Source organism: Streptomyces marispadix (assembly GCF_022524345.1).
Classification (GTDB): domain Bacteria; phylum Actinomycetota; class Actinomycetes; order Streptomycetales; family Streptomycetaceae; genus Streptomyces; species Streptomyces marispadix.
In genome coordinates, this window is record NZ_JAKWJU010000002.1 from 2,782,580 (window position 1) to 2,802,782 (window position 20,203).

17 protein-coding genes, 1 pseudogene and 1 riboswitch are annotated in these 20,203 nt (G+C 71.1%); of the genes and pseudogenes, 8 read left to right on the top strand and 10 right to left on the bottom strand.

All coding sequences use genetic code 11. The features are described from left to right. Positions 1-164 precede the first annotated feature (164 nt). From groL to thrC, 4 genes are all read right to left on the bottom strand, one after another. Positions 165-1,793, bottom strand: a complete 1,629-nt coding sequence (gene groL / locus MMA15_RS11500; RefSeq protein WP_241059043.1) for a chaperonin GroEL — start codon at positions 1,791-1,793, stop codon at positions 165-167. A 421-nt stretch (positions 1,794-2,214) separates the two neighbouring features. After that, entirely contained in the window at positions 2,215-2,418 is a 204-nt protein-coding gene (locus MMA15_RS11505; RefSeq protein WP_028429801.1) for a cold-shock protein, read from the bottom strand. A gap of 493 nt (positions 2,419-2,911) precedes the next feature. Further along, entirely contained in the window at positions 2,912-3,187 is a 276-nt protein-coding gene (locus tag MMA15_RS11510; protein ID WP_241059045.1) for a MoaD/ThiS family protein, read from the bottom strand. Continuing rightward, positions 3,184-4,479, bottom strand: a complete 1,296-nt coding sequence (gene thrC / locus MMA15_RS11515) for a threonine synthase (RefSeq protein ID WP_241059047.1) — start codon at positions 4,477-4,479, stop codon at positions 3,184-3,186. The genes MMA15_RS11510 and thrC overlap by 4 nt, the downstream gene beginning before the upstream one ends. Before the next feature lie 19 nt (positions 4,480-4,498). Beyond that, positions 4,499-4,649: riboswitch (SAM riboswitch) on the bottom strand. A gap of 145 nt (positions 4,650-4,794) precedes the next feature. Here thrC and MMA15_RS11520 point away from each other — a divergent pair. Beyond that, the gene (locus MMA15_RS11520) at positions 4,795-5,892 is read left to right on the top strand and encodes a glucosyl-3-phosphoglycerate synthase (protein WP_241059049.1); all 1,098 of its coding nucleotides are present in this window, start codon (positions 4,795-4,797) and stop codon (positions 5,890-5,892) included. A 56-nt stretch (positions 5,893-5,948) separates the two neighbouring features. Next, a complete protein-coding gene (locus MMA15_RS11525) occupies positions 5,949-7,520 on the top strand; it encodes an alpha,alpha-trehalose-phosphate synthase (UDP-forming) (protein ID WP_241059053.1) in 1,572 nt (523 codons plus the stop codon). Positions 7,521-7,574: 54 nt separating this feature from the next. Here MMA15_RS11525 and otsB read toward each other — a convergent pair whose 3' ends face one another. The 3 genes from otsB to MMA15_RS11540 all read right to left on the bottom strand — a co-directional run bounded on the left by otsB (position 7,575) and on the right by MMA15_RS11540 (position 10,216). Further along, the gene (gene otsB / locus MMA15_RS11530; protein ID WP_241059059.1) at positions 7,575-8,420 is read right to left on the bottom strand and encodes a trehalose-phosphatase; all 846 of its coding nucleotides are present in this window, start codon (positions 8,418-8,420) and stop codon (positions 7,575-7,577) included. 160 nt (positions 8,421-8,580) lie between these two features. After that, positions 8,581-8,877 (bottom strand): DUF3263 domain-containing protein, encoded by a 297-nt coding sequence (locus tag MMA15_RS11535; RefSeq protein ID WP_241059061.1) that lies wholly within the window; start codon positions 8,875-8,877, stop codon positions 8,581-8,583. Positions 8,878-8,929: 52 nt separating this feature from the next. After that, the gene (locus tag MMA15_RS11540) at positions 8,930-10,216 is read right to left on the bottom strand and encodes an extracellular solute-binding protein (RefSeq protein WP_241059063.1); all 1,287 of its coding nucleotides are present in this window, start codon (positions 10,214-10,216) and stop codon (positions 8,930-8,932) included. A gap of 350 nt (positions 10,217-10,566) precedes the next feature. Between MMA15_RS11540 and MMA15_RS11545 the strand changes: the two genes are divergently transcribed. From MMA15_RS11545 to MMA15_RS11555, 3 genes and pseudogenes are all read left to right on the top strand, one after another. After that, positions 10,567-11,529, top strand: a complete 963-nt coding sequence (locus MMA15_RS11545) for an ROK family protein (RefSeq protein ID WP_308290536.1) — start codon at positions 10,567-10,569, stop codon at positions 11,527-11,529. After that, positions 11,526-12,824 carry an N-acetylglucosamine-6-phosphate deacetylase gene (gene nagA / locus MMA15_RS11550; RefSeq protein ID WP_241059065.1) on the top strand — a complete coding sequence of 433 codons (1,299 nt, stop codon included), beginning with the start codon at positions 11,526-11,528 and terminating at the stop codon, positions 12,822-12,824. The genes MMA15_RS11545 and nagA overlap by 4 nt, the downstream gene beginning before the upstream one ends. Positions 12,825-12,994: 170 nt before the next feature. Beyond that, positions 12,995-14,093: pseudogene (locus MMA15_RS11555) on the top strand (1-phosphofructokinase family hexose kinase). An 80-nt stretch (positions 14,094-14,173) separates the two neighbouring features. Here the strand turns inward: MMA15_RS11555 and MMA15_RS11560 are convergent. After that, the gene (locus MMA15_RS11560; protein WP_241059067.1) at positions 14,174-15,136 is read right to left on the bottom strand and encodes a carbohydrate-binding protein; all 963 of its coding nucleotides are present in this window, start codon (positions 15,134-15,136) and stop codon (positions 14,174-14,176) included. A gap of 163 nt (positions 15,137-15,299) precedes the next feature. After that, entirely contained in the window at positions 15,300-16,988 is a 1,689-nt protein-coding gene (gene cdgB, locus MMA15_RS11565; RefSeq protein WP_241059069.1) for a diguanylate cyclase CdgB, read from the bottom strand. 571 nt (positions 16,989-17,559) lie between these two features. Here cdgB and MMA15_RS11570 point away from each other — a divergent pair. Beyond that, positions 17,560-18,096: a flavin reductase family protein gene (locus tag MMA15_RS11570; RefSeq protein WP_241063148.1), complete on the top strand. Its 537-nt coding sequence runs from the start codon at positions 17,560-17,562 to the stop codon at positions 18,094-18,096. A 123-nt stretch (positions 18,097-18,219) separates the two neighbouring features. Here the strand turns inward: MMA15_RS11570 and arfB are convergent, their stop codons facing one another. Then, entirely contained in the window at positions 18,220-18,666 is a 447-nt protein-coding gene (arfB, locus tag MMA15_RS11575) for an alternative ribosome rescue aminoacyl-tRNA hydrolase ArfB (protein WP_241063149.1), read from the bottom strand. 198 nt (positions 18,667-18,864) lie between these two features. Between arfB and MMA15_RS11580 the strand changes: the two genes are divergently transcribed. After that, complete coding sequence (locus tag MMA15_RS11580; RefSeq protein ID WP_241059071.1) at positions 18,865-19,440, top strand: TerD family protein; 576 nt, start codon at positions 18,865-18,867, stop codon at positions 19,438-19,440. Positions 19,441-19,683: 243 nt separating this feature from the next. Further along, entirely contained in the window at positions 19,684-20,181 is a 498-nt protein-coding gene (locus MMA15_RS11585) for a hypothetical protein (RefSeq protein WP_241059073.1), read from the top strand. The last annotated feature ends 22 nt before the right edge of the window (positions 20,182-20,203 follow it).

Below are 20,203 nucleotides of genomic sequence, written 5' to 3' on the forward strand. Positions count from 1 at the left end.
CGTGAACCGTCCTCGAAAACGGGGTTCAACGAATCCGAACCTCAACGGGCCCCCGGTGCGGGGCACTTGCCCCGCACGCACGCCGAGGGCGGCACCCCTTCCGGGATGCCGCCCTCGGTCCGTGTCCGCGCCGGGAGGCTGCGTATGGCTTTCCGACCCTCAGGTCAGAAGTCCATGCCGCCACCCATGCCGCCGGTCGGGTCGCCGCCGCCGGCAGCAGCCTTCTCCGGCTTGTCGGCGATGACGGCCTCCGTCGTCAGGAACAGTGCCGCGATCGAGGCGGCGTTCTGAAGTGCGGAACGGGTCACCTTGGCCGGGTCGTTGATGCCTTCGGCGAGCATGTCGACGTACTCGCCGGTGGCGGCGTTGAGGCCGTGGCCCGGCTTGAGGTTGCGCACCTTCTCCGTCACGACGCCGCCCTCGAGACCGGCGTTGACCGCGATCTGCTTGAGCGGTGCCTCCAGGGCGAGCTTGACGGCCTGCGCGCCGGTCGCCTCGTCGCCTTCCAGCTCCAGCTTCTCGAAGACGCTGGACGCCTGGAGCAGAGCGACGCCGCCACCGGCGACGATGCCCTCCTCGACGGCTGCCTTGGCGTTGCGCACCGCGTCCTCGATGCGGTGCTTGCGCTCCTTCAGCTCCACCTCGGTGGCGGCACCGGCCTTGATGACGGCGACGCCGCCGGCCAGCTTCGCCAGACGCTCCTGGAGCTTCTCGCGGTCGTAGTCCGAGTCGGAGTTGTCGATCTCGGCACGGATCTGCGCGACGCGGCCGGCGACCTGGTCGCTCTCGCCCGCACCGTCGACGATCGTCGTCTCGTCCTTGGTGATGACGACCTTGCGTGCGCGGCCCAGCAGCTCCAGACCGGCGTTCTCCAGCTTGAGGCCGACCTCCTCGGAGATGACCGTGCCGCCGGTGAGGATCGCGATGTCGCCGAGCATCGCCTTGCGGCGGTCGCCGAAGCCCGGAGCCTTGACGGCCACGGACTTGAAGGTGCCGCGGATCTTGTTGACGACGAGCGTGGAGAGAGCCTCGCCCTCGACGTCCTCCGCGATGATCAGCAGCGGCTTGCCCGACTGCATGACCTTCTCCAGCAGCGGAAGGAGGTCCTTCACGTTGCTGACCTTGGAGTTGACGATGAGGATGTACGGGTCCTCCAGCTCCGCCTCCATCCGCTCCATGTCGGTGGCGAAGTACGCGGAGATGTAGCCCTTGTCGAAGCGCATGCCCTCGGTGAGCTCGAGCTCGAGACCGAAGGTCTGCGACTCCTCGACGGTGATGACGCCTTCCTTGCCGACCTTGTCCATCGCCTCGGCGATCAGCTCGCCGATCTGCGGGTCGCCGGCGGAGATGGAGGCCGTGGAGGCGATCTGCTCCTTGGTCTCCACGTCCTTGGCCTGCTCCAGCAGGGCGGCGGAGACGGCCTCGGTGGCCCGCTCGATGCCGCGCTTGAGGGCCATCGGGTTGGCGCCGGCGGCTACGTTGCGCAGGCCCTCCCGTACGAGCGCCTGGGCGAGGACGGTCGCGGTCGTCGTGCCGTCACCGGCGACGTCGTCCGTCTTCTTGGCGACCTCCTTGACCAGTTCGGCGCCGATCTTCTCGTACTCGCCTTCGAGTTCGATCTCCTTGGCGATGGAGACGCCGTCGTTGGTGATCGTGGGGGCGCCCCACTTCTTCTCCAGCACGACGTTACGGCCCTTGGGGCCGAGCGTGACCTTGACGGCGTCAGCGAGCTGGTTCATCCCGCGCTCGAGGCCGCGCCGCGCCTCCTCGTCGAACGCGATGATCTTGGCCATGTGAAGTGGTCCCTCCCGGACTGGGGATCCCCCTGCACAACCAGGGGACGGGGTACAACCGGACCGCGCTGGCGCCCGCGACGGACGGCCCGAGCCGCGTGGTTCCTTGCTCCACCCGGCGAACGAGCCTCACCGACCCGGTCCTTGACTGTCACTCTCACTCGTAGAGTGCTAACGCAATGATTAGCACTCGACCCCTGCGAGTGCAAGCGCACCCAGGACATCACACGGGGCCGGGACGTACGCAAGCGCGCGGCACGCGCCGTGCGCGCCGGGCGGCACGAAACCGACGGGCGGCCTCCGGCCGGCGCGCGGGCCGACCCCTCCGGACAGCACCGAGGGGCCGCACTCCCTCATGGAGTGCGGCCCCTCGTACGGCTGTTGTTACGGCTGTTGCAGCTCTGCGCAGTGTTGCGGGTGCTCAGGCAGTCACACGGACCATGTCCGCCTGCGGCCCCTTCTGACCCTGCGAGATCTCGAACTCGACCCGCTGTCCTTCGTCCAGGGTGCGGTAGCCGTCCATCTGAATCGCGCTGTAGTGGACGAATACGTCTGCACCACCGTCGACCGCGATGAAGCCGTATCCCTTCTCCGCGTTGAACCACTTGACGGTGCCCTGAGCCATCCCTAACTCCCCTATTACTGGCCCTTGCACGAGCCCGCACTTCACGAACCCGGGTCAGACCTCACCTCCGGCGCCGCACCGCAGACATGCGGGGGCGAACCGCCGGAACGCGTCGACCGCGGCTGAATGTATCTGCACGGACGCCCTCTGCAACAGGTCACGAGGACGAGAATTCTGAGCGCCGACCGATGCCTCAAAAACCCGCAATCCCCGATCAAGCGGGGCAATCATGGCCGGGCATAGCGTGCCAACACGACAATTCACGCCTCGATTTCAGGCACAACTTGTCGCGTTCTCATATGCTCCCGGCACGTGCCGGGTGAGTCACTGGGGTGGGATTCTGCGTAACCCTATCGCGTCCCCACACGCGGAACCGCCCCCTCCGCTTCGTTCACGTGTTCCCAGAGGAGGCGGTTCGACGGTAAGCGATCGGCGCCGGGCGCAAGGGGCCTTCACCGACCTCTCACGAGACCTCAGCAGGGCCGAGACCTCATCAACCCCCGGCCACCGCGGGGATGATGGAGACACCGGCACCGTCCGGCGTCGGGGTCTCCAGGCCCTGCTCGAAGCGGACGTCGTCGTCGTTCACGTAGACGTTGACGAAGCGGCGCAGCTTGCCCGCGTCGTCCAGCACGCGGGCGCCGATGCCCGTGTGGTTGCGCTCCAGGTCGGCCAGCACCTCGGAGAGGGTCGCGCCCTCGGCGCTCACCTCCGCCTGCCCGCCGGTGTAGGTACGCAGGATCGTCGGGATACGGACGTTCACGCTCATGATGCGAGACCAGCCTCTCGGAAGGAGTCCAGGTTGGGACGGATGACGGCGGTCGGACCGGTGGTGGGTGCCACCGCGTCCAGGGTCTTGAGGCCGTCGCCCGTGTTGAGGACGACGGTCGTGAGGGCCGGGTCGAGCCTGCCCTCCTCGATCAGCTTCTTCGTGACGCCCACGGTGACGCCTCCCGCGGTCTCGGCGAAGATGCCCTCGGTCCGCGCGAGCAGCTTGATCGCGTCGACGATCCGCGGGTCGTCGACATCCTCCACCGCGCCGCCCGTACGGCGTGCGATGTCCAGAACGTACGGGCCGTCGGCGGGGTTTCCGATGGCGAGCGACTTGGCGATGGTGTCGGGGCGCACAGGCCGTACGACGTCGTGCCCGTCCTTGAAGGCGCGGGAGACCGGGGAGCATCCCTCCGCCTGTGCGCCGAAGATCCGGTAGGGCCTGTCCTCGACCAGGCCGAGGGCGATCAGCTCCTTCAGGCCCTTGTCGATCTTCGTGAGCTGCGAGCCGGAGGCGATGGGGACGACGAGCTGGTCCGGGAGGCGCCAGCCGAGCTGTTCGCAGATCTCGTACGCGAGGGTCTTTGAGCCCTCCGCGTAGTACGGGCGGAGGTTGACGTTGACGAAGCCCCAGCCCTCGCCGGCGGGGTCGCCGATCAGCTCGGAGCAGAAACGGTTCACGTCGTCGTAGTTGCCCTCGATGCCGACGAGTTCGCCGCCGTAGACGGCCGCCATGACGACCTTGCCCTGCTCCAGGTCGTGCGGGATGAAGACGCACGAGCGCAGGCCCGCGCGGGCGGCGGCGGCGCCGACCGCGCCCGCGAGGTTGCCCGTCGAGGAGCAGGAGAGGGTGGTGAAGCCGAAGGCGCGTGCGGCCTCGACGGCGATGGCGACGACGCGGTCCTTGAAGGAGTGCGTCGGGTTGCCGGAGTCGTCCTTGATGTGCAGGGAGCCGGTGACGCCGAGTTCACGGGCGAGCCGGTCCGCCCTTACGAGCTTGGTGAAGCCGGGGTTGGTGTTGGGCTTCGCCGCCACGTCCTCGGGGACGGGCAGCAGCGGTGCGTACCGCCAGATGTTGTCGGGACCCGCCTCGATGCGCTTGCGCAGCCCCTCCGTGTCGCCGCCGGGGAAGTCGTACGCGATCTCCAGCGGCCCGAAACACGCCTCGCAGGCGAAGACCGGGCCGAGTGGGGTGCGCTCGCCGCACTCGCGGCAGGAGAGCGCGGCGGCGGGGCCGAGCGAGACCCCCACGGTGTCGGCGGGAGTGCCGGCGGCAGCTTGAACAGCCATGATTCGGCGAGGCCCTTTCTCCTCATCTTCCCCGTGACGTATCTCGCCACGAGCCGGAATTGGCACCTTCCCGAGCCGGGAGCCTCGCGATGTCATGTCGCTGGTACGAGACCGGCTGGAGGGTTGCCGGGGCTTCAACGGGCCGTTCCCTCTGCCCCTCTGGATGAGCGGTGTGAAGTTGTCACGCGGCGGCGCCGAGGCACCGGGCCGGACCCGGCATGCGCTCGCCGTCGGCGTTGTTCAAGACTGTAACCGACAGGCCTGTACGGCGAGACAGGCGTCCGAACCGCGAGATGGATCACAGGGAGTGGCCGCGTGCTGGAGGAAGTCGAGCGGTGGCTGGAGCGGCGATCGTACTCGTGCGGCGACCGTCCGCTGCCGCGGCTGCTGGCGGCCAAGCGGGCCACGGGCTCCCGTGTCAGCGTCGTGCTGCCCGCGCTGAACGAGGAGCGGACCGTCGGCCGGATCGTGTCGGTGATCCGGCATGAGCTGATGGCGCGGGATGCGACGAACCTCACGCCGACGAACCTCACGCCGACGAACCTCACGCCGACGGACCGCAAGCCGACGGACCGCGAACTGACCTGCCCCGAACTGACGGGCCGCGCGCCGGCGGACGCCGGGGCGCACGCGCTCGTCGACGAGCTGGTGGTGCTGGACTCCGGCTCGACGGACCGTACGGCCGCGGTCGCCGCCGCGGCAGGCGCCAGAGTCGTACACCGCGACGAGGTGCTGCCGAGGCTCCCGGCGCTGCCCGGCAAGGGCGAGGTGCTGTGGCGTTCGCTGCTGGCGACGAGCGGCGACGTCGTCTGCTTCGTCGACGCCGATCTGGAGGACTTCACCGCCGACTTCGTCTCCGGTGTCGTAGGGCCGCTGCTCACCGATCCCCGGCTGTGCCTGGTGAAGGCGATGTACGACCGGCCGCTGGGCGGCGACCCGGCAGGCGGCGGCCGGGTCACGGAGCTGGTGGCGCGCCCGCTGCTCAATCTGCACTGGCCTCGCCTCGCGGGGTTCGTGCAGCCGCTCGGCGGGGAGTACGCGGCCCGTCGCGAACTGCTGGAGCAATTGCCCTTTCCCGTGGGCTACGGGGTCGAACTGGCGCTGCTCGTCGACTCGTTGCACACCGCGGGGCTCGACGCGCTCGCGCAGGTCGACGTCGGCGTGCGGCGCCACCGCCACCAGGACGGGCAGGCCCTCGGGCGGATGGCGGCCGCGATCCACCACACGGCACAACTGCGGCTTGCGCGCGGCAGCCGCATGGTCCGCCCGACGCTGACTCAGTTCGAACGGAGCACGGAGGGCGCGGGCGGCTTCGGCTCCGGCGGGTTCGCGGCACGCAGCCACGAGGTCGACACCGTCGAGCGGCCACCGATGCGGGAGATCGCGGAGTACGCGGACCGCCGCGCGGCATAGGCCCGCCCGGGCGCACGTCACGTTTGTACGGATCGCGGCACGGCTAGGCTCGGGCCATGGTCGCCGAACGCGCATCCCAGCAGGCCCCGCAAGCCCTGGCAGACGTACTGGTGGCGTCTAACAGGGGCCCCGTCTCCTACTCCTTGGCCGGGGGTACCACCCAGGCCGGAGGCTCTGGGGGAGGATCGCTCTCCGCGAAGCGCGGCGGCGGCGGACTCGTCTCGGGGCTCTCGGCCATCGCAACGCAGGGGGCGTCGCCACCGGGTGCGGGGGAAGCCGCGGAAGGTTCCGGCGGAGGCGCCGTCTGGGTCTGCGCGGCTCTCGGCGACGGCGACCGCGAGGCGGTGCGCCGCTCCGGCGGCAAGCTCGACCCGGCGGACACCGGCGGCCACTCCGTACGGATGCTGGACATCCCCGCCGGCACCTTCGCCGACGCCTACAACGGCGTCGCCAACTCCGTGCTGTGGTTCGTCCACCACATGCTCTACCAGACGCCTCTGGAGCCCTCCTTCGGCGCGGAGTTCGAGCGCCAGTGGGCCTCCTACGAGGAGTACAACGCGGCCTTCGCCGACGCCCTCGCCGAGGAGGCCGCCGACGGCGCCACGGTGCTCGTGCAGGACTACCACCTGACGCTGGTGCCGGGACTGCTCCGCGAACGCCGTCCCGACCTGCGCATCGGGCACTTCTCCCACACTCCCTGGGCACCGCCGGACTACTACCGGATGCTGCCCGACGCCGTCGCCGGGCAGGTGCTGCGCGGGGTGCTGGGCGCCGACCGCGCCGCGTTCCTCACCCGGCGCTGGGCGCGCGGATTCGCGGACTGCTGCGCGCAGTTGCTGGGCGCCTCCGTCACGGAGGACGAGTCGACCGGCGAACTCCAGGTCGCCTGCGACGGCCGTACGACCCGCCTCGGCGTGCACGGGCTGGGCGCGGACCCGGAGTTCCTGCGGGAGCGGGCCGGGCGCGAGGACGTCGACGAGCGGATCGCCATGCTGCGCGAGGAGATCGGCGTCGACGAAGGCGGCAGGCCGCGCCGGGCGGTCGTGCGGGTCGACCGCACCGAGCTGTCGAAGAACATCGTGCGGGGACTGCACGCCTACGAGCGGCTGCTCGCCGACCGCCCCGAGTGGCACGGCCGCGTCGTGCACCTCGCCCTCGCCTACCCCTCGCGGCAGGACCTCGCGGTCTACCGCGACTACATGAGCGAGGTCTCAAGAGTCGCCGACGCGATCAACTCGGCTTACGGGACGGAGAGCTGGACGCCGGTCGTGCTGTTCCTGAAGGACGACTTCGCACGCTCACTCGCCGCCTACCGGCTGGCGGACGTGGCACTCGTCAACCCCATCCGCGACGGCATGAACCTCGTCGCGAAGGAGGTCCCTGTCGTCTCGGACGACGGGTGCGCACTGGTCCTCTCCCGCGAGGCGGGCGCATACGAGGAGCTGGGCGAGGACGCCTTCACGGTCAATCCGTACGACATCGCCGACACGGCGAGGGCGCTGCACGAAGCCCTGACGATGGACCACGGGCGACGGGCCGAGCGCACGAAGCGGCTGGCCGCGGCGGCGACGGCGACGCCACCGACGCGCTGGTTCCTCGACCAGCTCGCGGCGCTGCGGGAGGGTTGACGCCCGCCGGGCCGCCGGGCGCCGCACACTGACGCCGCGCGCTCGACCAGCCCGTCACGCAAGCGAGTCGGCGAGCTGACCCAGCAGTCCCACGAGGCCCGCGGGACCGTCGACGACGATGTCCGCGCGCTCGGCGATCTCCGGCACGGACTCGCCCGTGTCGCCTCCGCCGCTGCACACCAGCACTCCGGGCATGCCCTCGCCGCGCAGCTTCTCCACGGCGGCGAACGCGGCGAGGTCCCCGAGGTCGTCGCCGCCGTAGAGCACCGCCTCCGCGCCGACTTCACGCAGGTGCGCGGTGAGGGCGGCGCCCTTGTCGATGCCGGGTGCGCGCAACTCCAGGACCATGCGGCCCGGTTCGACCACGAGGCCGTGACGTTCGGCGAGGGCGTGCAGCGGGGCGCGCAGCGCCTCGAAGGCGGCCTCGGGGTCTTCCGTACGCCGGGTGTGTACGGCCACGGCGCGGCCCTTGTCCTCGATCCACGTGCCGGGCATGGCGTTCGACTCGTCCAGCAGGCGCGGGAGTTCGTCGCGTACGGCCGCTACGCCGGGAGGCGGCGGTGCCGCACTGAGCGTGCCCGTGGCGGCGTCCCAGCGCTCCGCGCCGTAGGCACCGAGCACGGTGAGGTGTTCCAGGCCCTCGGCGCCCGCAAGCCCCCCGTAACGGACGGCGGCTTCGGCGGGCCGACCGGTGACCACTGCCACCCCGCGAAGTCGTGGTGCGAGGCGGGAGAGGACGGGCACGGCTCCGGGGTGTGCGCGTGCGTCGGCCGGGTCGGCGACGATCGGGGCGAGGGTGCCGTCGAAGTCGAGGGCCACGACGGCGAGTCGGGGCCGGGAGACGATCGCGGCGAGCCCTTCGCGGCCTTCGTCGGTACGGGGCGTCGGTAGCGAGGCCATGGCGCGACCTTACCCGCCCGGGGAGGGCGCTTCGCGTGGCTCCGTGCGCTCCTCGACGGCCGAGTCCTCCACGGCCGAGTCGCCGTCGGTAGACGAGGACCGCGCCGTCGTCGGTGCGGGCGGCGCTGCGGCTCGGGGACCGGGGCTGCGGGCCCCCGGGTCAGCGGCGGGCCCGCTGGGCGTCGCGGCGGCGGCGCAGCCGGTTGACGGTCACCGGGTCGTGCTCGATGGCGCGCGGATCGTCCAGGAGGGCGTTGAGCAGTTGGTAGTAGCGGGTGGGCGACATGTCCAACTGCTCGCGTATGGCGCGTTCTTTCATGCCGGGGCCCGGCCAGCCGCGCCGTTCCACGGCGAGTACGGACAGGTCGCGCTCGGAGAGCCCGGACGGCGACCGGTCCTGGTCCTCGGGAGCTTCGCTCTCCGGGGGCTGCTGCTCGCCCCCCTGCCCTTCGCTCATGCCTCCAACCTAACGCCGTGCTCTCCCCCGGCACATCGTCCGGGCCTGCCGCTCAGCTCTCCCGTACGGCGTAGTCCTCCGCCTCCGCACGCCGCTGGAGGGCGCTGAGCACCTTCACCGGATCGGCGTCCGCGGCGACGGCCTTGCCGATGCCGCGCTTGATGTCGCCGCTCACCTTCGCCCACGAGACCTTGCCCACCGGGTAGAACTCGGCGCTCAGCAGCTCCTGTTGGAAGCGGCGCAGCGGCTTGTGCCCCGCGCGCTCGCGCATACGGTCGTTCGCGGAGGTCGTCACGGGGAGCAGGTCGTAGCGGTCGGCGAAGTCGTAGTGGTTCTCCTCGCTGAAGACGAAGTCCAGGAAGCGGCCCACGTCTTGGCGTCTGCCGTTCTCCTTGAACGCCATCACCCAGTCCGCGACGCCGAGCGTCGCGCCCGAGGGCCCTTCCGCGCCGGGCGGCACCGCCGTGCCGTACTTCACGCCCCGGCGCCTGGTCTCCCTCAGCAGCGTCGGATGGCCGTTGAGCATGCCGACCTCGCCGCGGGTGAAGGCGGCGAAGAGTTCACGGCGGTCGGTGCCGCCCGGGTCGGGGTTGGTGAGCTTCGGCCCTACGAGGCTGTCACGCAGCCAGTTGAAGGTCTTGATGTTCGCGGCGGCGTCGATCGTGTAGTTGCCGACCTTGTCGGTGAAGGCACCGCCGCCGCTGAGCATCCACATCATCGCCTCGGCGGGCGCCTCCTCGGCGCCGAGCGGCAGCCCGTACGGGATCTTCACGCCCGCCGCCTTCAACTTGGCGGCGGCTCGGGCGAGTTGGTTCCAGGTCCTGGGCGGCGAGTCCGGGTCGAGGCCGGCCTTCACAAAGAGGGTCCTGTTGTAGAAGAGCAGACGGGTGCTGGCGACGAACGGCATCCCGTACTGCACCCGGCGCACCTCGCCGGCCTCCGCGAGCGCGGGCAGGAAGTCGGCCTGCACGGGTATCGAGAGCACCTCGCCTGCGCTGTAGAGCCTGCGCTGCGCGGCGAAGTCGGCGTAGGCGCCTATCTGCGCGATGTCCGGCGGGCGGCCCGCCGCGACCATCGCGGCGACCCTCTTGTCGACGTCCTTCCAGCCGTGCACCTCGACTTCGACGGCGATGCCGGGATGCCGGTGGCGGAAACGGCGTACGAGGGCGTCCCAGTAGCCCTGCGAGCCGTCGCCCTGGCCTGGTTCGCCGTAGTCGGCCGCGACGACCTTGAGGGCACTGCTCTGCGTGCCCGCGTCGGAACCGCAGCCGGCGGTGAGGGCAGCACCGGCCGCCGCCCCTGTCGCCGCCGCCAGACCGAGGAACCTGCGACGTTCCACAGCAACTACCCCTCAACTGTGCACGGCGCATGGGCGTGCCGTGCTCCCTCCCACCCCCCGCATCCGGCACCCGGCCGGACGTGTACAGGACAGGAGTGTCCACGGACACCCGCCGAAGGTCTACACCAGAAGCCATATCACTTTCGCAACAACCCCTCCCGTTTCATCCGGTACATGTGCCGAAGAGTGCGGACGCGGCAGATCTCCCCGACAGATACGGGCACTTCGGGCTTCCCGCGCCGCCGCGGCGCCCGCTCGCAGCCCGCCCGGCACAAGCCCGGCCTCGGGAAACTCGAAGAGATGGCCGAAGTGGACTAGACCTGTTGGGGGTCTCGCGGGAGACTGAGCACGTGAGCACGAGTTCCCGGAAACCGGAGTACGTCGTCGCCCTCGACGTGGGCGGCACCGGCATGAAGGCCGCGCTCGTCGGCGCCGACGGCGACGGCGATCTGCTCTACGAGGCGCGCCGCGAGACCCGCCGGGAGAGAGGGCCGGACGCCGTCGTCGCCCAAATCGCCGACTTCGCCGAGGAGTTGAGCACCCACGGGGCCGAACGGTTCGGCCGCGGGCCGCTCGCCGCCGGCATCGCCGTACCTGGCGTACTCGATCAGTCCTCCGGCACCGCCGTCTACTCCGCCAACCTCGGCTGGCGCGACGTACCGCTGCGTGCGCTGCTGGCCGAGCGCCTCGGCGGTGTACCCGTGGCGCTCGGGCACGACGTACGTACGGGCGGGCTCGCCGAGGGGCGCGTCGGCGCGGGCAGAGGGGTTGACCGGTTCTTCTTCGTCGCGCTGGGCACCGGGATCGCGGGAGCCATCGGGATCGACGGCACGGTCGAGCCGGGGGCGCACGGCGGCGCGGGCGAGATCGGCCACATCGTGGTGCGGCCCGACGGGCCACGGTGCGGATGCGGGCAGCACGGCTGTCTTGAGGCACTCGCGTCGGCGTCCGCGGTGGGACGCGCGTGGGCCGCCGCGAGCGGCGACGCCTCGGCCACGGCCGCCGATGCCGCGAGGGCCGTCGAATCCGGGGACGAGAGGGCGATCGCCGTGTGGCGCGACGCGGTCGACGCGCTCGCCGCGGGCCTCGTCACGGCCGTCACGCTTCTCGACCCGCGCACGGTGATCGTCGGCGGCGGCCTCGCCGAGGCCGGAGACATCCTCTTCGAACCGCTGCGGGAGGCGGTGCGCGCACGCGTCACCTTTCAGCAGCTCCCCACGATCGTCCCGGCGGCGCTGGGGGACGCCGCGGGCTGCCTGGGCGCGGGACTTCTCGCCCGGGACCTACTCTCCGCGGAGGTTGCGAGCCGATGATCCCGACGAGCCCGACTGCCCCGACCGCGTCGACCGGCCCGGAGCGCGGGCGCACCGTGCTGACCGGTGCCCGCGTCGTGCTGCCGGACGGCGTGGCGCAGAACGCCGTACTGACCGTCGAGGGAAAGCTGATCGCCGGGACCGTACGAGAGGGAAGCGACGGCAGCGACGGGCGCGACGGGAGCGGGGAGCCCGACGCGAGCGGTGAACGTACCGGCTCCCGCGAACACGCGCGGACCCAAGTGCCCACGTCCGCAGGCGCGGAGAGCGTCCTCGACCTGAGCGGCCACTGGATCGTCCCGGGGTTCGTGGACATGCATGTGCACGGCGGCGGCGGTGCCTCCTTCTCCGCGGGCACGGCCGAGGAGGCGCTGCGGGTCGTCGCCACCCACAGGCGGCACGGCACGACCACCATGGTCGCCTCGACGGTCACGGGCGAACTGAGCGATCTGGCCCAACAGGCGGGCGCGCTCAGCGAGTTGGCCGAGCAGGGCGATCTGGCGGGCATTCACTTCGAGGGGCCGTTCATCTCGGCCGCGCGCTGCGGCGCACACGACCCCGCGCTGCTGCGCGACCCCGATCCGACGGAGGTGCGCAAGCTCGTCGACGCCGCACGCGGAACGGCGAGGATGATGACCCTCGCGCCCGAACTCCCGGGCGGCCTCGACTCGGTGAGGATGCTCGCGGACAGCGGCGTGATCGCCGCCGTCGGCCACACCGACTCGACGTACGAGGCGACGGCCGAGGCCGTGGAGGCGGGCGCGACCGTCGCCACCCATCTGTTCAACGCGATGCCCGGCCTGGGCCACCGCGCTCCCGGGCCCGTGGCCGCGCTGCTGGAGGACGAGCGGATCACCGTCGAGCTGATCAACGACGGCGTCCATCTCCACCCCGCCGTGGTCGAGTTGGCCTTCCACCGCGCGGGCGCGGGGCGGGTCGCCTTCATCACCGACGCGATGGGCGCGGCGGGCATGGGCGACGGGCGCTATCCGCTGGGCCCGCTGGAGGTGGAGGTACGGGACGGCGTCGCCCGGCTGACCGAGGGCGGCTCGATCGCCGGCTCGACGCTCACGCTCGACGAGGCGTTCCGGCGCGCCGTCACCGTCGACGGCATCGCGGTGGAGGACGCCGTGCGCGCCCTTTCGGCCAATCCCGCGCGGCTGCTCGGAGTCTGCGACCGTACGGGCTCGCTGGAGCCGGGGAAGTACGCCGACCTGGTGGTGCTGGACGCGGCGTTCGAGGTGAAGGGCGTGATGCGGCGCGGCGCTTGGGAGGTACGGCCTGACGCGGGGTGAGCGGTGCGGTCTGACGTGGGGTGACCACCGGTACGTACGACGCGGCGTCACCCGGCGGCCGACCGGCCGGTAGGGGTCGCGACCTCGAAGATCAAATGGCATGATCCCTCGGGCGGTTGTCCCCACACGCGTCTACGCGCGTCCGCCCCGTCCCCCTGGAGTGGTCCCCCGTGATCCTGACGGTCACGCTCAACACCGCCCTCGACCTGACCTATCGGGTGCCCCGCCTCGACGTGCACGGCTCGCACCAGGTGCGCGAGGTCGTGCAACGTCCGGGCGGCAAGGGACTCAACGTGGCACGCGTGCTCGCCGCGATCGGCCACGGCACGGTCGTGACGGGCTTCGCCGGCGGCCTTACGGGCAAGGAGCTTCGCGAACTGCTCGCCGGGGAACGGCACATCACCGACGAACTCGTCCCTACGCAGGGCAGTACGAGGCGCACGATCGGCGTCGTCGACGAGGCAGGCGGAGGCGCCACGCTCTTCAACGAGCCGGGCCCGCACATCTCGCCGGAGGAGTGGGCCGCGTTTCAGGAGACGTACGCACGGCTGCTGCGCGAGGGCACGGGCGGCGGGGACGGCGACCGTGGACCCGACGGCGGCAGACGCGACGGCGACGGCAGACGCGGCGGCACGGGAGATTCGGGTCCGGGCGGCAACGGCACCGGCACCGGCAAGAGCGGCACGGGCAAGAGCGACGGCGGCTCCCGCGGCACCGGCACCGTCGAGGCCGTGGCGCTCTGCGGGAGCCTCCCGCCCGGGGTGCCCGTCGGCGCGTACGCACAACTGACCCGTGAGGCGCACGCCGCCGGCGTGGCCCGTAGTGCTGGACACCAGCGGCGAACCGCTGCGCCGCGGCCTCGCCGCACGCCCCGACCTCGTCAAGCCCAACGCGGGGGAACTCGCGGGGATCACCGGCACCACCGAGCCGCTGCGTGCGGCCCGCGCCGCCCAGCGCCGCGGAGCACACGCGGTCGCCGCGTCGCTGGGACCGGACGGCATGCTGCTGGTGACCGAGGACGGCACATGGCAGGCGGGCCCGCCCCGCTCGCTCACGGGCAACCCCACGGGGGCGGGCGACTCCGCGGTCGCGGGGCTGCTGTCCGGACTGGTCGAGGGCCTGCCCTGGCCGGAACGGCTGGCGCGGGCGGTGGCGCTGTCGGCCGCGACCGTACGGGCGCCCACGGCCGGGGAGTTCGACGAGGAGGTCCACGCGGATCTGCTGTCGCGGGTGACCGTCGAGGAGGGCGGCGAGCCCGCCGTCGACTGAGCCCGCGCCGCCCTCGCCGTCCCCGCTACGGAAAGCGGGGGCTTGGACTCGGCCCGGAGCGGCGCCCGCCCCTCACGGCGTCAGCGGAGCTTGCCCGCCTTCAGCCAGACCTGGTCGAGGTTGAACTCGCACTTGTTGCCCTCTTCGCAGGAGATCTTGAAGGTGTTGGTCCCCTGCTTCAGATCGACATAGGCGTACGTCCGCGTCCAGCCCTTCTCCCAGTCGCCCTCCTCGGCATTGCCGAAGTTGGACATGTTCAGCGGCTGCGTCTGCGGCTGCCCGTTGACCGAGAGGGTCCCGTTCGCGTCCTTGCCAGGTACGCCGTAGCGCACGTAGAGGGTGTAGAGGCCCGCCTTCGGCACGTTGCCCGTCGTCCAAGTCGCGGACGCGCCGGTCGCGTTCATCGAGCCCACGTACGAGCCGTCGCTGCTCTCCGCCCCCGGGACGTCGCTCGCCGCCGCCGCGCCGCCCGCGAGCTGGAACTTGGCGGCGTCCTGCTTCTTGCCGATCTGCTTGCCCTTGGGCAGCTTGCCGCTGGGCTTCTGCTGCCCGCTCTTGCCGCCGTCGGCACCGGCAGCGGCGGCACCGCCGTTGTGGGCCTGATTCTTGCCGCCGGAGTTGAAGTAGATCGCCGCGCCTATGCCGATGACGACGGCGGCCACCACGGCCAGCGCACCGATCAGCAGGCCGTTGCGGCTGCGCGGCCCGCCGTGTCCGCTGCCGCCGTGGCCGTGGCCGTGGCCGTTGCCGCCGGGAGGCGGCGGCGTGGCCGCGCGTCCGCCGGGCATCGTCTCCGGTGCGGCGTAGTGCGCGTTGGGCTGCTGCCCGTAGGCCGCGGTCTGCTGGGTGCCGGGCCCGCCTGAGTACTGCCCGCCGTAGCCGCCGTACTGGCGCTCACCGACGGCGCGGACCTGGTTGAACGAGCGCCTGGGGGTACCGGCCTGCGGCGCGGGAGAGCCGTCGCCGCCCTCCTGGCGGTAGAGGTAGCCGAAAGGGTCGTCGCCTTCCGGCGTCGCACCGGTGCCGTCGTTCTCGGCGGTCATCCCCTGTCACTCCCAACTGCGTCACGTATCCGGCCGAGCCTACCTCTCCGGGGTGAGGGCTACGCCAACGCTGAATGATCGCGCAATGACCGGCAGGGGTGCCGTGAGCGCCTCACGGCCCTCCCGTCCGCCGACGTCCCCGGCGTCTGCCGGCCCCCGTCGGCTAGCCCGCCCGTCGCTGGCTCTTCGAGCGGGAGCGCTTCTCCACGTACATCCGCTGGTCCGCCGACTGGAGAACCTCCTCGGCGGTCATTCCGCAGCCCGCCCAGCCGATGCCGAAGCTGGCGCCGACGCGCACCGCACGGCCGTCGACCCGGATCGGCGGGATGATCGCGTTCCGCAGCCGGACCGCCAGGTCCTGGGCCTCCGCGGGGCCGACCCCGTCGGTGAGCACCACGAACTCGTCGCCTCCCATGCGGGCCACGGTGTCGTTGTCGCGCACTCCGGCCGAGAGACGACGGGCGACCTCCACGAGCACCGCGTCGCCGCAGTTGTGCCCGAAGCGGTCGTTGATCGACTTGAAGCCGTCGAGGTCGCAGAAGAGTACGGCGAGACCTTTCTCACCCTGCACGGTGCCGGTGGGCGGCACCGCGTGGGTGTGATGCGGGTCGTAGATGCCGGTGGAGGCCAGGACGCCCGACCCGGCGTCCTCGAACTGGAGCCCTGAGACCAACTTGGCGCCTTCTCCGTCCAGTTCCTCGTCGCCTTCTCCGTAGCCGTCGCCGTAGGCGTAGCCGTTGAGGTCGGTGTGCATCACACCGGAGATCACCGGCGTCGGGCGGGCGCAGAGGCGGCTGTTGAGGCGGGCGCGCAGCTCGGCGCTGTTGGGCAGGCCGGTGAGGGAGTCGTGGCTGGCGCGGTGGGCGAGCTGGAGTTCGTGGCGCTTGCGGTCCTCGATGTCCTCGACGTGGGTGAGCAGGAAGCGCGGCCCGTCGGCGGTGTCGGCGACCACGGAGTTGCGCAGCGACACCCATACGTAGGAGCCGTCGCGGCGGGCCAGGCGCAGCTCCGCACGGCCGCCCTCGGCTGACGTACGCAGCAGGGTCCCGATGTCCTCGGGGTGGACGATGTCGGAGAAGGAATAGCGCCGCATCGCGGAGGCGGGCCTGCCCAGCAGCCTGCACAGGGCGTCGTTGATGCGGATGAGGCGGCCGTGCTGGTCGCCGCCCATCTCGGCGACGGCCATGCCGCTCGGTGCGTACTCGAACGCCTGCCGGAAGCTCTCCTCGCTCGCGCGCAGCGCCGACTGCTCCCGCTCCAGCCGTACGAGAGCGCGCTGCATGTTGGAGCGCAGCCGGGCGTTGCTGAGGGCGATCGCGGCCTGGGAGGAGTAGAGCTGGAGGGCTTCGCGGCCCCAGGCGCCGGGGCGGCGGCCGTTGCGCGGCTTGTCCACGGACAGCACGCCCAGCAGCTCGTTGTCGGAGGCGTAGAGCGGGGCGAAGAGCCGGTCCATCGGGTGCCAGTCGTCGGGCGACTGGGGGGCGGGTCCTGCGGGATGCCACTGCGGTACGTCGTCGTCGTCGAGGACCCAGCCCTCGGTGTAGGGGATGAACCGCAGATTGCCCCACGCCTCGCCCATCGACAGTCGGCGCTCCCACGAGCTGCGCGAGCCGACCCGGCCGGCCATCATCGCCTCGGCGCCCTGGCTTCCGGCGACGGCGGCGACGACGAGGTCGCCCTCGGGACGTACGAGATTGACGGCTGCGATCTCGAATCCCAGTCCCTCGACAACGCCGTCCGCGACGGTCTGAAGGGTGTCCGCGAGGCTGCGGGCGGTGCTCAACTGAGCCACGACGAGGTGCAGTTGACGCAGGCTGGCAAGGCGGACGTAGGGCTCCGACTCGGTTTCCATCGCCCTCCCCCTGAGCCTCGTTCGTCAACTCCAGGTGTTCGCGGGACGTCACTGTCCGACTGCCACGGCCACTGAATCACAGCGAGCTGTGCTCCAGGTACACAGGGTCAACAATTATTGCCCGCTGTGACTCAAGTCACAACTGTGTGCAGCCCGTTGACTCCTCTCCGTATGAGACTGGCACACCCTCGGACATCGGACGTCGCTCTCGACCGAATGACCGGTCAAGAGACAGTACGGCCTTACCAGAGCGTAGAGCGCCGAATGCGCCCCTTTTCGCGCCCCCGGACTGCGACTCGCGTGCGCCCCAACTCCGGTCATTGGACCGAGAGTTGAGAGTGAACCGCATTACGCCAGGTCATGGCCTCGCAACCCCGTGCACTTCACTTGTGCACACAAAAAGCACGATGTGGTCACAGAATCGGGCAGGGAGGCACACCCGCCATCACACCGGCCATGGGTCGGAAGTCCTGGTTCCGGGGGCCGATGTGTGGCTCGCACGCCACCGGTTAGCGTCTTTGACGTGTCACACGCAGTGCAGCAGCAGACGAGCCCGGTGCCGGACGCCGCGATGCCCCATGCTGATGGGGTGAGCGAGGACGAGTTCCGTGCGGCCATGGCGAGACTGGCGGCCGGCGTGGTGCTGGTGACGGCGTACGACCCCGAGGACGGTCCCGAGGGCGCGGACGTCGGGATGACCGCCACCGCGTTCATGTCCGTCTCACTGGATCCTCCGCTGGCCATGGTCAGCGTCCGCGACGGTTCCCGTATGGACGAGGTGCTGGAGCGCCGCCCGCTGTGGGCCGCGTCCCTGCTCACCGAGAGCCAGCGCCAGACCGCGGGCCGTTTCGCGATGAAGGGCCGGCTGAGCGACCGGCTCCTCTTCCGTGACCTTCCTCATACGAGGGGCGAGACCTCGCAGGCGCCGCTGGTCGACGGGGCGCTGGCGACCGTCGAGTGCCGCACCGAGCAGCGGGTACGGGCAGGCGACCACACGCTCGTCATCGGGCGGGTGCTGGCGGTCGGGGTGCCGCACGCGCCGGACGGCGGCGGGCCGCTGACGTACTTCCGCGGGCGTTACCACTCGCTGTCGAAGGGCGGGTCCTGACGTACGCCGCAGGGCGGGTGGCGTAGCCGCCGAAGGGCGGGCACTGAGGGGCCCGGCGGGCGCTGAGAGGCCCGGGGCCCTATGTGACTGCCGGTGGCGCGGCGGGACCACGGCGGACCGGGCTCACGTCCAGTCGCGGCCGGAGCGCCCGCGCTTGAGATCGCCCCGCTGCTTCTTCTGGCGAAGCCGCCGCTCGACCACTCCCCGGGGCACCTTCTTCTTGCGGCGGGCCGGGGGCGGCGGAGCGGTCGCCTCCGCGAGCAGCGCGGCCATGCGTGTGGCGGCGGCCTCGCGGTTGCGCCACTGGGAGCGGTGCTCGCTCGCCCGTACGACCACCACGCCCGCGACGATCCGGCCCGTGCCCTCCAGACGCTTGAGCGCACGCTCCTTCCACACCTGCGGCAGCGCCTGGGTCGCGGCGAGGTCGAAGCGCAGCTCGACCTGGGTGTCGCTGGTGTTGACGTGCTGGCCGCCCGGCCCCGAGGAGCGCGTGAACCGCCAGACCAGCTCTGCATCGGGCAGGCTGACCGATCCGCGGATGACATAAGGGGACGGGGACATGTCCTCCATGGTCGCCGCACGGGCGCATCCGGTCATCGCCTTTTTCCACCGGAGACCAGGAACCCGGCCATGGACGGGTTGCGTTGTGCAGAGGTAGGAACGACCTCCACCGAGCGACTTCCACGTTCCACTCTCTGCAACCGACCGATTTCACCACCACCGACAGAGCCGATCACGCATCGGACTTCACAACGGAAGGGCACCCCCATGGCTGTAAGCCTGTCCAAAGGCGGCAACGTCTCCCTCACCAAGGAGGCACCGGGCCTGACCGCCGTCACGGTCGGCCTCGGCTGGGACGTCCGCACCACCACCGGCTCCGACTTCGACCTCGACGCGAGCGCCATCGCGGTGAACCCGACCGGCAAGGTCTACTCCGACCAGCACTTCGTCTTCTTCAACAACAAGGCGACGCCGGACCAGAGCATCGTGCACACCGGCGACAACCTCACCGGCGAGGGCGAGGGCGACGACGAACAGATCAAGGTCAACCTCGCAGGTCTGCCCGGCGACGTCGACAAGATCGTCTTCCCCGTCTCGATCTACGACGCCGAGAGCCGGAGCCAGAACTTCGGCCAGGTGCGGAACGCGTTCATCCGCATCGTCAACCAGGCCGACCAGTCCGAGATCGCCCGCTACGACCTGAGCGAGGACGCCGCCACCGAGACCGCGATGGTCTTCGGCGAGCTCTACCGCAACGGCGCGGAGTGGAAGTTCCGTGCGGTCGGCCAGGGCTACGCGTCCGGACTCGTGGGCATCGCCCAGGACTTCGGCGTCAACGTCTGACGTACGCGGGTACGTACCGCGGCCCGTGCGCCGGTGACCGCAGGCCGGTACGCCATATCGCGGCAGCTCATGGCCGTGCGTCGTGAGCCGGTGCTCGTGAGCCGGTATGTCCTGAGCCGGTATGTCCTGAGGGCGGTGCTCGCCTCGGCGGGAGCACCGCCCTCGGCGTGCCACGGGCCGCTTCACCGCTCCTCGACGCGATCGGCCCGCTCGTCGCGATCAGCCCCGTGACACGATCGGCCCGTGCTCGACATCGGCTATTCGCTCTCGCGGCGCTTCCCCGACCCCCCGCAGACCGACTACCGCAACGCGGACGTACGGGCCCTGCGCCACGACCTCTTCAGCGGTGACGTCTATCTCGCGGACACCGAGACGGACCGCGAACTGTCCACATCCTGGGGATGGCTGCCCGTGCTCGACTTCGCGTGGGCACTGTGCGACACCGTCGAACTGCTCGACGCCGACGGGCGCGGCAACCGCTCCGCGGGACCCCACCGCGCCGAGGTCGACTTCACCGAGAGCACCGAACGCATGCGCTTCGAGCGGCGCTTCGGCTGGGTGGACATCACGGCCGACTGGTGCCCGAAAGACGAACCGCCGCTCACCTTCGGGCACGCGGTGCTGCGCCGCGAGGCCAGGGACTTCCTGCACGATCTCCTCGACGATCTGACCGACATGCACGAGGGCCTCGCGGACAATCCCGCCGTATGGACGCTGCGGGCCCGCTTCCCCCGCGTCTGAGCCGCCACCGGGCGCCCCGGTA